The organism is Nocardia sp. NPDC059228 (assembly GCF_042754245.1).
GTDB lineage: Bacteria > Actinomycetota > Actinomycetes > Mycobacteriales > Mycobacteriaceae > Nocardia.
The window spans coordinates 1-10,666 of record NZ_JBHZAL010000073.1 but is presented as its reverse complement, the minus strand read 5'-3'; the positions used below and the strand labels follow the sequence as shown (position 1 = coordinate 10,666).

Below are 10,666 nucleotides of genomic sequence, written 5' to 3'. Positions count from 1 at the left end.
ACAGCCTTGGCCTTGGTCGCTTCGTCGTACTTCGATGGCATGGTCTGCCCATCCTCCTCAAGAAAGGAGGTGAGCACCAAACCCGGTGGGATTCAACGTCATCGTCGCTCGCTACGGCATCTAGCCGCGGCAGGAATCCTGAAGCTGGCCCCCGCCCAAGGTGGCTTCGCGCTCAGCGTGATTCGTCTACTGTGCCGGGCGTGCGTCAGGGGTGGCCGACCGAGGATCGGATCGGGTCGTGGACGGTGGTCGGTGAGGATTGGCGGTTAGTGGGCAACAAGTCGGGCGCGACGCGACGCGGGTTCAGCCTGTCGCTGAAATTCTTCGAGCTCGATGGCCGGTTCCCTGCAGGGCCGGATGACCTACCGGCCGCCGCGGTGGCGTACATGGCCGAGCAGGTGAAGGTCGATCCCGCGCTGCCGGGTTGGCGGATCAGTGAGCGGATTCGGATTTGAAGGTCACCGCGTTGCCGAGGTCCATGCGCAGGAATTCGGTGATGCGGAACAGCTTTGGCGGGCGGGCGGCATCTGCGGGCAGCGCCTGGAAGGCCTCGCTCTCTCCGACGATACGCGGGGCGGCGAGTTCCACGTCCCGGCCGCCGATCTGCAGGGATGCGCCGCCGGCCGCCAGGACATTGCGCACCCAGTCCGCGCGCGAGCCGTAGACCAGCACGAATAGATACCCTCCCGGGACGGGATGGGCGTCGAGCGGGGTGCGGTAGGTCGTGCCCGAGGTGCGGCCGATGTGCGTCAGCACCGGCCACTTCCCGTTCGCGATCGCGCGCGGGTTGAACAGCCGCTTGTTGACGTGCCCCCACCATTTCGGCATCGGCATCGAGGTCTCCTTCTCTTACGGGCGTAAGGTTGACTTACAGCTGTAAGGTAGGCTTACGGGCGTAAGCCTGTCAATACCCTTCGAACCGGGAGCCGCCGTGCCACGAGGATCGCAACCGCTCAGCCGGGAACGGGTGCTGGATGCCGCCATCCGGGTCGCGGATCGCGGTGGCGCGGAATCGATCTCGATGCGGCGGGTGGCCCAGGAACTCGGGGTGGAGGCGATGTCGCTGTATCACCACGTGCCGAACAAGGAGGCCATCCTCGATGGTGTGGTGGATGCGGTGTTCGCGGCGATCGACCTACCGGATCCCGGCTGCGTGGACTGGCGGGACGCGATTCGGGTGCGCGCCCATTCCGCCCGGCAGGTGTTGTCGCAGCACCGCTGGGCGCTGGGGCTGATGGACTCCCGCCGCAATCCCGGTCCCGCCACGCTGCATCACCACGATGCGGTGCTCGGAGTGCTGAAAGCGGCCGGGTTCACTCTCGCCGACGCCTCGCATGCCGTCTCCGTCATCGACAGCTACATCGGCGGTTACGTTCTGCAGGAAGCGAATCTGCCCGCCGCGACCCCTGCCGATCTCGAGGACGTGGCGAGCGACATCCTCGAGCGCCTGCCCGCGGATCGGTACCCGCACCTGCGCGAGCTGATCACCGATCACGCCCTGCGACCGGGCTATGACCATACGGGCGAGTTCACCTACGGCCTGGATCTGATCCTGGATGCGCTCGAAGCTCGCCGCAGCCCCGGGCAGGGTCCCCGTTGACCTGACGGCACGTGTATCGAAGGCGCGGGACCGGCCGAAGGACCAACTGGTCTTGGACAGCTCGATCAGGTACTCCAGGGAACGGCCGACCGGTCGAGCGTGGTCACCAGGCCCGTTCGCGGCGGCGGCCAAGGAACTGCAGGCCGGCGACTCGCTCACTTCAAACAAACGGGTTTCCAAGCACGCCTTGCAGTGTGACTGTCGAGTCGCTCGGCAGAGGCGTTCGGTCCACCATGGCGGGCTCAAACGGTCAGTGCGTCACCGCTGTTCAGGTGGTCAGCGTAGACCTCGGCAGGACTGCGGTAGCCGTGGATCTTGCGGGGGCGGTGGTTGAGTTCGTGGGCGATGGTGTCGAGGTCGCTTTGGCTCCAGCGGCGCAGGTCGGCATTCTTCGGCAGGTATTGGCGCAGTAGGCGATTGGTGTTCTGGTTCGTGCCGCGGCCGGTGCGGGGTACGTAGGTGAAAACACCGGGAGCCATGAACGATCACCGGGCACCCGTTCTCTACGCCATCGTCACCGGTTCACCCGCTGCCCGCGACATCGGCAAGCTGGTGGATCTCGCTCAGGCCGACGGGTGGGAGGTGTGCGTTATCGCTTCCCCGGATGGCCGCCGGTTCATCGACACTGACGCCCTGGCGGCGAAGACGGGGCACCCGGTGCGCAGTCTGTATAAGGAGCCCGATGCCCCGGATATCCTGCCTACGGCAGACGCGATGATAGTTGCCCCGCTTACCTGTAACTCTCTGGCCAAGTGGGCCGCCGGTATCTCCGATACCCTGCCGCTCGGCCTGCTGGTCGAAGCGGTCGGGAATCGACTGCCCGTGGTGGCCATGCCGTTCTCGAATTGGGCGCAGATCAGCTTTCCCGCGCTTCAGAATGCCATCCGCGATCTATCTGACTGGGGCATAACGGTTTTGTTCGGTGATGACGTGTACAAGCAACATGAACCCGGCACGGGGGCTGACTACATCCACCTGTTCCCATGGGATTTGGCCTGGCAAGCACTGCTCGCACACCCGTGGCGGTCGCAGCTAGCTAGCTGGGCGCACGGTGGACCGATCCGGATGGTCGGCAGGATTTGGCTGCTGATGACTCCCCGTACAACCACATCTCAGTGGCGCTCTTCGAGTCCAACAGCTTCCCGTAGCCGATCCGCGGCCGTTCGAAGCTCGGGATCGTTGAATGCCGATGACGCGAGCAGCGAGGCCAGCGCCTCGGCGATGACATTGAGCTTCTCTTGCGCGGCCTCGCTTGCGCGGCGGCTGGCGTTCTCGAGCAGCACCACCAACAGCAGCGTGAAAACGCTCGCAATGGTATGAATGCCAACTTGCCAGGTCTTGAGGTCCGTCCACCATGGCAAGCTGATCAGCCACGCCACGACGATCCCGGCACAGATGAAGAAGAACGGAGCCTGACTCACTCGCAACGCGGCCTGCCCGACGAACCGGTCAAACGGCGACCGGTGATCATCTCCGCCACGACTTCGTGCGGCCTCTCGGTGTCGCTCCATCATCGGAAGTTTAGTGGGCGGGCGTCGGGGCTCGAACGCGAAGCCGAGGGTCGTCCAGTTACTCGAGTCGGTCCGCGCCAACTCGGGATGGTGCGGATATGCGGCCAGCCGCTGGCGTGTTCGTTGATGTCGCGGCTGAGCGCGTTGTGTAGGACGTGATCGGCCGCGACGGCATCGCGCGGCGCTGCCGAAGGCGGAGGCATCGCCAACCTGCAGGACGCGGGCGAAAGGTTCACCGACCGGACGGGCCGGTTCTGTCCGGCATCCTGCATGACAATCTCGATCACGCAGCTAATTCGTAGATATCGATGACTTTCCGTGCCTGGGCACTCTCGATTCGTGCCATCTGCCCGGTATTCGGGCCTTTCCGGCACAGGATGTCACTAGTGTGGGGTGGGGGTGAGCTGATCGTGGAACGTGGCGGGGATCCGGGCGCAGTTATCGCACCGCATTCTCACGTCGGATCCTCTGGCCGGGGTCCTGGTGGACGGCTCCGGAATCGGTCCGCGAATCCCAGGTTTGCGCCGGTCAGGTTCGTGGCGACCAGTACCGCTGATCGGAACGATTCGATCACGCGGGCCGGCGGCCTGCCGTGGAGCATCCGGGAACACATATGGAAGGGGCGCGGACATGATGTCGCAGGCGATTTTCCAGTACGCCATGAGGGCGGCCGATGCCCGAGTGCTCGTCGGGGACCAGCAATACCCGGTGTTGTTTCAAGGGGCCTGGGATGAGGCGGTCGCCGCCGCGCCGATGGTCGAATACCAGAACGGCACCCGGTCGCAGCTTCTCCTGACGGTGGGGCAATTCGATGTCGACGGCAAGGGTGCGGGCGTGGGGGCCGTCTCGATCCGCCTGGGCTCGGCCGGTGGCCTTACCTTGCGGGAGTCGACACTCACCGCGCTGTGTCCAGGCTCGCCGCGTCCGGCAAAGCATGACCTCAGGATCAACGTCGCCGTGACCATGCCCGACCTGTTGCCCGGAATCACCTTGCGCAACAAGGTGTCTGGATCCTTCCTCCTGCTCGCTCCAACGATCGCGGAGTTCCCGCCGGCGAACAGCCTCTACGCCCTGGAGTCACCGGTTGAGCTCGAGGACGCGAACAACCCGGGACCGGTCCTTGCGACAATCCTGGCCCTGCCATCGACTGTCTCCGGAAGGTAGCTTCACCGCAGCTACCGACCGCTCCGGTGACAAAGCGACCGCGTCCGAGGGTCACCCGGGCCGAGCAACGTGTGCCGGTCCCGATCCCGCGCGGGCCGTGGGGTAAACGTCGGGCCCCTGTTCAAGGGGCCCGTCTTCTTGGGCTCCTCAACCAGGCCCGAAATCCCCGTTCGGAAAACGATGGCGGGCTCAAACGGCGAGTTCGGGCGAGCGATCAGCGGCAGAATAGTGCGTTCGGAGGGAGCGCGCTCGGCCCGTTCTGAGCAGTGCGGTGCGCTCCGTGTGGTTGCGAGGCCGGGGTGGGGTCATCCTGGCTGATTGGGTTTGGTCACTGCCGCTCGGGTACGGAGGCGCGCGCGAGGTCCGAGACGACGGATCGCAGTGTGGTGATGAGGAATTCGGTCAGCGCTGCGCGGTCGATGGTGGGGTCGAGTTCGCTGCGGAGCCAGTGGATCAGCAAGTCGAGCTCGCCGTCGGCGACGGTCAGCAAGGACAGGCGCGCGGTGGTGGTGGTGACAGCGTCGGTGCCGACGAGTTCGGCGACCTGAGCGTGCATCACGTCCACCAGTCGGTGGACGAATTGTGATCGCCGCCCCCGAAGTCCTTCGGTGACTTGGGATTCGGTGACCAGCCGCCCGCGCCGAGGATCGTCGGCGGCGAAGGCGACCGCTGCGGTGACCACGGCCCGGATCCGGGCCTCGGGGTCCTCCGGGGAGGAAGCGATGGCGGTGGTGACCGCCTCCATGGCGGCGGCTAGCTGGTCGTCGAACAGGTCGGTGGCCAACTGGTCGCAGTCGGTGAAGTTTTCGTAGAAGTAGCGGTCGTTGAGTCCGGCCCGCGAGGTGACGCCCCGCATGGTCAGTCCGGCCACCCCGTGCTCGCCGACGACGTCGAGCGCCGCGTCTAGCAGGGCACGCCGGCGCAGCGCGCGCCGCTCCTCGGCGCTAGTTCCGGCGTAACGGCTGGTCGTCGAGTACATCGCGCGGGGCATGAGTCGGCACCATGACCGCGACGACCCCGCACGGGTCCAATCCAAATCGAGCACAACATGTTGCGGAGCAGACCGGGTAACCACCATCGAAACGCACTGCATTCGGCAATAGCCTGCACTGCAGGCGGTTGGTCAGCCGCCTGGGCTGCCTGCGGCTCGTTGATCTTCCGAGGTGCCGCGTTGGCCGGTTCGGTCAGCGCGGTATGTGGCAGTAGCGTGCGTTTGCTCGCCGTCGTCATTGGTGTGATCGCCAGTGCGCTGTGGGTCATCGGTCCATCGATCGATGTGCAAGGCTTGGCCACTGACCTTGCGGGTCAGCGATGTTCGCCTTCGTAGGTGAACCAGTCGAACGCGACTGTTCCGGTCGCGGCGTAGATGCCGGCGACGCGTCCGGTGAAGGCGGCTGCGGTGTCGGCTGTGAGGTAGCGCCCGTCCATGGCGGCGATTTCGGTGGTGTCGGGGCCTTGTCCGTATCCGAAGCCGACGGTGTCGCAGGACAGCGCGTGGGGGTCGAATCCGTTGGCGAGGACCGGGGTGGTGGTGATCCACAGGACGGTCGGGCCTGGCGGCACTCGCCGTTCCCATGTCTGTTCGACCTGGGCCAGGCGTACCCGTGCCCGCACGAGGTAGTCGCCGGTGTCGTGGTCGGGCTGGATTTCGATGTCGTAGTGGTGGAGTTCGTCGTAGCGGATGCTCAGGCCGCCGATGCCCTCGGCTGCGTCGATCGATGCGGCGTAGCGGGAGCGGACGTGCTGCTGGCGCCGGCCGAGGAAATGCGGGCGAGGATCGTCCATCGCCGGGCCGGGGGTGTCGGGGGTCGAGCCCTGCAGCACCAGCCACCCGGGGCGGGTGTCGAGTGAGGCCCAGTCGCGTTCCGCATCGCGCACCGACACCCACTCGACGCCCAGGGGTTCGTCGAAGTCGGTGTGGACCTTGGTGCCGGGAAGGTCCGGGGTCAGTGTGATCGGGTCGATCACCGGCCACCCGTCGACCCAGTGCAGGGTCGACTGGAAGCTCTCGCGGCCCATCACTGCGAAAGCCTGGGTCAGACCGGTGGGGCGGGTGCCGAGGAAGACGACACGCCAACCGTCGTCGGTGCGGACCAGGTCCGCGTGGCCGGTGTTCTGGACGGGATGGTTGGTGCTGCGGTGGCTGTAGATCGGGTTGGCTGGGCAGCCGTGGAACGGGCCTTCGGGGTGGTCGGCGCGGGCGATGCTGATGCTGTGGCCGCGTTCGGTGCCGCCCTCGGCGATCAGCAGGTACCAGGTCCCGTCGACGTCGTAGAGGTGTGGGGCTTCGGGGAATTTCAGGCCGGTACCCGACCACAGTGCACGGGGTTGTTCGAGCGCGTGGCCGGTGGTGGTGTCCATCCGCACTTGTTGAATTCCGTGGTGTGTGCCGGATTGTTCGCCTTCGAGGACGAGTCCGGAAAAGGTGATGTAGCAGGTGCCGTCCGCGTCCCAGGCGATGTCGTGGTCGATGCCTTCCACGCCGTGGAGCTCGATCCCGTCGCTCCACGGCCCTTCCGCGCGGTCGGCGGTGAACAGCAGCGGCCCGCGGCCGAAGGCGTCGGCGACCACGAGCCAGAAGCGGTCGTCGTGGAAGCGGATGGTCGGCGCCCAGACGCCGCCGGCGGTGGGCACGTCTTCGAGGGCGAGTTGGCCGGGGCGGGTGGCCACGTGCCCGATCGGGGTCCAGTGCTCGGCGTCGGTGCTCGAGAACAGGGGCACGCCCGGGAAGTACTCGAACGATGAACAGGCCAGGTAGTAGGTCTGTCCCGCGCGGCAGATGCTGGGGTCGGGATAGAAACCCGGCACAGCGGGGTTGAGCATGGTCGTTCCTCTTTCAGTGTGTGATTCGGCAGCCGCGGGAGGGTGCCGGGCCGGGCGCGGTGCAGGTGCCGAACGAGACCGGATTCAGTGCCGCTGGAAGCAAAGACCTGTTCCCCCGACTGAGAAAGCATACTGACTGTTTAGTCAGCATGCTTCCGCACCGGTCCAGATGACCTGCTGCGGGCACTCGGTCATCGGCATGTGCGGATGATTGAGATGTCATGTGGCTGAGGCCATGTAGGCCGCCAGGATGTAGTTCGGATGCCGATCGAGGTTGGTGCGGGCCCGGTCGTAGCGCATCGTGGTGCGCGGATCGGCGTGGCGGTCGGCGATCTGGACATCGCGCAGATCCACTCCGGCGTCGAGCATCGTGGTGACGAAGGTGTGGCGCAACGTGTGCGGATGCAATTTCGGTAACCGCACCACCGAGCGTTCGGCCAGGCGCCGCAGACGCCGGATCGCGCAATGACGGTCCATGCGCCGGCCACGCAAGTTCAGCAGGATCGGGCCGCGAACCCGGATCTCAACGGCACGGTCGATGGATCGGCCGACCGCGGGAGGTAGCGGCACGAGCGCGATCTTCGTGCCTTTGCTGATGGTGCGCAGGACGCGGTGGCCGTGTTCCTCGCCGAGGTCGTCGACGTTGCAGGCGCAGGCTTCGCTGATCCGCAGGCCGAGCAGCCCGAGCATGGTGACCAGGGCGAAGTCCGGCGGGTTGTCCGAGTCGCGGGCGGCGCACAGCAGTGCCTCGAACTGCAGGTGTGAAAGTCCCAGTGTCGGTGACTCGTTCGATACCCGCGGCCGGCGGACGTACTCGGCGGGTGAGCGGTCCAAGACGCCGTCGATAACGCAGGTGCGGTAGAAGCCTGCGACGACGGCCAGGCGGCGGGCGACGGTGGCGGGTTTGAAGCGGCGGACCTCCTGCATCCACCGCATGTACCGTTCGACCTCGGTCCGCGCGGCCGCGAGCGGGGTGATCTGCTGGTCGGTGCACCAGTAGAAGTACAGGCGCAGATCGGATTTGGTGTGGATGCGCGATACCGCGGAGAAGCGGGCGAGGTAGGCGAGGGTGGTCAGCCGGAGCACGAGGTCGTCACCGGCCGAAATGGCACGGCAAGTGGTGACCGCACTCCCGGGCGGAGGATGGCGCGCCTGTCAGCGAGGACATGGACAGGGTGACCTGGACTCGGCCATCGAGCTGGTCGTGGCGTGGCTGGTGTCTTCAATCGGAGGCCTCATGCCGGTCCCGATGGATGCCAACGGGCAGATCGGCGTGTTCGATGACGCTAACCGCTTCTTTCTGCCGGGCGTGTAGCGGTCATTGGCAGTAGGGGACGTTCTGTGGCGCAACAGGTTCCGGCCGACGTCGCCGCGCGCTGGCCGGTTCGGTCAGTGCGGTATGCGGTGCGGTCTCAGGCGGTCATCGCCACACCTCGTCGAGTGCTTCTGATGGTGTGCGGAATCCGAGGGTTTGTCGAGGGCGTCCGTTGAGCTCGTCGGCGATGGCATCGAGCTCGGACTGACTGTAGGTGCGCAGATCGACGTGTCGGGGAAGGTATTGACGGAGCAGGCCATTGGTGTTTTCGTTGCTGCCGCGCTGCCAAGGGCTTTTCGGCTCGCAGAAATAGACCGGGACGCCGGTAGCGATGGTGAACACGGTGTGTTCGGTCATCTCGATGCCTTGGTCCCAGGTCAGGGTGCGCCGCAATGCGATCGGCAAGGTGCCGATCCTGGCGGCGAGTGCGGCCGCGACCAGGTCGGCGCGGTGCCCTTCGGGCAACGCGACCAGCATGGGGAACCAGGGGGAGCGTTCGACCAGGGTGGCGATCGGCGACATTCCACCAATGGCCGGGCGTATGCCGCAGGGAAAGCGCTCGGCGAGGGTCATGGAGCGACAGCAGTGGGCGCGCGGCGGAACTGCCTGGGGCCATAGGTGACCGCACGCAGCAGCCATTCGATGGGACCGTAGCGATGCCGTCGTACATAGATCCGGGCCAGGTAGAGCTGGGTGGCGTAGATGGCGAGCGCGATGGCCCCGATCGCCCAATCGTTCAGGCGTCCGGCGAGCGCGAACCCGTAGCCGGTGAAGATCAATGACGTGATCACGGACTGGCTGATATAGGTGGTGCCGGCGATCTTCCCGGCCGGCGCGAAGATCTCCGCCACGCGAGGACGGGCGTGCAGCACGCGCAAGAGCGTGGCGGCGTACGCGGCGGACAGCAGGGGCGCGGTGAGCAGACTCGGACCGGCCAGCAGGGGCCAGTGGAACAGCGCACCCAGGATCGAAACCGGCGCTCCCACACCGAATCCGATCAACTGCACCCGCGGCAACCACCCGAGATACCGCGCCGGATCTTCCAACAGGCGGATCTTGCCCGCGGCCAGGCCGAGCAGAAACAACGGCAGCACCGCGACCACACCGAACACCAGGTATTGCGGCATGTTCCCGCTGAACTGCTCCCAGCGCCACGCCGCGGCCTCACCCCAGCCCGCCCGCATGGCATCCAAATCCCGCGTGTGTTCGGAGGGATCGGTCGAACCGCCTTCGACGTCGGTCAGCAGGATCATCACGGTCATGGCGACAGCGGCGAACCCGAGCAATCCGCCAGCCGCCCACACCGCGGCGCGCGGGCGCAATCCACTCAGCAGCAACAGGATCAGGCCGATCGCACCGTATCCGAACAGGACGTCACCGATGAAGAAGAACACCGCGTGCACCGCACCGAGCGCCATGAGTGCCAGACAACGTCGCACGGTACGGGCCCGCCCACTCACCCCCGCCCGTTCCGCCGCGCGGAACTGCATGGTCAGCGAATAGCCGAACAGGAACGAGAACAGGACGTAGAACTTGTTGTGGAACAACGCTTCCAGTACCGGCAACAGCACGCCGTCCGGAAACGCCCATGGGCCCGACATGACGATAATGTTCACCAGCAGGATTCCGCCGAGCGCGAATCCACGCAATACATCCAACTCCACCAGCCGTGGCACCGGCGCTTGCTCGTCCACCATGGATCAAGGGTAGGAACGCGGCCCTGGTGGCGGATCGTCCGAGAGACCTACACGGCACTCGGTGCATACCCTGAGAAGACATACCCCTCCGCACGAACTACTTTCAAAACACCGCCCGGTTCCTTCTCGTTGGCCTCATCCACGAAACGAGTATCCGGTCCGTGGATACTGTCGCCTGCGAACCGCGACCCGCGGTAGTTCCGGACGTCTGAGGTGATCCCTGTTTCAGTCGAGTTTCACTAGTACGCATTCGTCCAGGTCGGCTGCAATCCGATACAAGTCGGCGTGTTGGTCAAGTAGATCATCACGATCTCGCGGACCTTTGTAGACGTCGGCCGCTTCCATCGCTTCAGCGTCGAACAGCCGCGCAGCGCTTCTGACTGGAGCCCTTTGAGCAGGTCCAGCGGTTGTGAGAGTTCTGATGCACCAGAATGGGTGCAGGAGGACGGTTCACGACATGGCGCGACGACGACACACCCCCGAGCAGATCATCCGCAAGCTCCGTGAGGGCGAGAAGCTACTCGGTGAGAAGTTCTCGATCGAGGAGGTGTGCAAA

General features: G+C 65.7%; 9 protein-coding genes and 3 pseudogenes. 4 read left to right on the top strand and 8 right to left on the bottom strand.

Going from position 1 to position 10,666, the window contains the following annotated elements; genetic code table 11:
• Positions 1-200: 200 nt before the first annotated feature.
• Positions 201-455, top strand: coding sequence for a DUF4158 domain-containing protein (locus ACFXKA_RS42085; protein WP_379431765.1), 255 nt, complete (start codon positions 201-203; stop codon positions 453-455).
• Here the strand turns inward: ACFXKA_RS42085 and ACFXKA_RS42080 are convergent.
• Entirely contained in the window at positions 433-834 is a 402-nt protein-coding gene (locus ACFXKA_RS42080; RefSeq protein WP_379431764.1) for a nitroreductase family deazaflavin-dependent oxidoreductase, read from the bottom strand. The two genes, ACFXKA_RS42085 and ACFXKA_RS42080, sit on opposite strands and share 23 nt — an antisense overlap.
• A gap of 97 nt (positions 835-931) precedes the next feature.
• On the opposite strand from ACFXKA_RS42080, the gene ACFXKA_RS42075 reads away from it, so the two are divergent.
• Positions 932-1,600, top strand: coding sequence for a TetR/AcrR family transcriptional regulator (locus ACFXKA_RS42075; RefSeq protein WP_379431763.1), 669 nt, complete (start codon positions 932-934; stop codon positions 1,598-1,600).
• A gap of 242 nt (positions 1,601-1,842) precedes the next feature.
• Here the strand turns inward: ACFXKA_RS42075 and ACFXKA_RS42070 are convergent.
• Positions 1,843-2,040, bottom strand: a pseudogene (locus ACFXKA_RS42070) (transposase); the annotation flags it as partial.
• A 37-nt stretch (positions 2,041-2,077) separates the two neighbouring features.
• On the opposite strand from ACFXKA_RS42070, the pseudogene ACFXKA_RS42065 reads away from it, so the two are divergent.
• Positions 2,078-2,425 (top strand): annotated as a pseudogene (locus ACFXKA_RS42065) (flavoprotein); the annotation flags it as partial.
• 287 nt (positions 2,426-2,712) lie between these two features.
• Here the strand turns inward: ACFXKA_RS42065 and ACFXKA_RS42060 are convergent.
• A complete protein-coding gene (locus tag ACFXKA_RS42060) occupies positions 2,713-3,111 on the bottom strand; it encodes a low affinity iron permease family protein (protein ID WP_354845801.1) in 399 nt (132 codons plus the stop codon).
• A gap of 630 nt (positions 3,112-3,741) precedes the next feature.
• Here ACFXKA_RS42060 and ACFXKA_RS42055 point away from each other — a divergent pair.
• Positions 3,742-4,275 (top strand): hypothetical protein, encoded by a 534-nt coding sequence (locus tag ACFXKA_RS42055; protein ID WP_379431762.1) that lies wholly within the window; start codon positions 3,742-3,744, stop codon positions 4,273-4,275.
• A gap of 328 nt (positions 4,276-4,603) precedes the next feature.
• On the opposite strand, the gene ACFXKA_RS42050 is transcribed toward ACFXKA_RS42055, so the two are convergent.
• The 5 genes and pseudogenes from ACFXKA_RS42050 to ACFXKA_RS42030 form a co-directional block, all read right to left on the bottom strand.
• Positions 4,604-5,266 carry a TetR/AcrR family transcriptional regulator gene (locus ACFXKA_RS42050; RefSeq protein ID WP_379431761.1) on the bottom strand — a complete coding sequence of 221 codons (663 nt, stop codon included), beginning with the start codon at positions 5,264-5,266 and terminating at the stop codon, positions 4,604-4,606.
• Positions 5,267-5,580: 314 nt separating this feature from the next.
• On the bottom strand, positions 5,581-7,098 hold the full coding sequence (locus ACFXKA_RS42045; RefSeq protein ID WP_379431760.1) for a glycoside hydrolase family 43 protein: 1,518 nt from the start codon (positions 7,096-7,098) through the stop codon (positions 5,581-5,583).
• Positions 7,099-7,317: 219 nt separating this feature from the next.
• Positions 7,318-8,184, bottom strand: a complete 867-nt coding sequence (locus ACFXKA_RS42040; RefSeq protein ID WP_379431759.1) for a tyrosine-type recombinase/integrase — start codon at positions 8,182-8,184, stop codon at positions 7,318-7,320.
• A 334-nt stretch (positions 8,185-8,518) separates the two neighbouring features.
• Positions 8,519-8,941, bottom strand: a pseudogene (locus ACFXKA_RS42035) (IS30 family transposase); the annotation flags it as partial.
• Positions 8,942-8,982: 41 nt separating this feature from the next.
• Positions 8,983-10,110 carry a DUF418 domain-containing protein gene (locus tag ACFXKA_RS42030; protein ID WP_379431758.1) on the bottom strand — a complete coding sequence of 376 codons (1,128 nt, stop codon included), beginning with the start codon at positions 10,108-10,110 and terminating at the stop codon, positions 8,983-8,985.
• Positions 10,111-10,666: the final 556 nt, after the last annotated feature.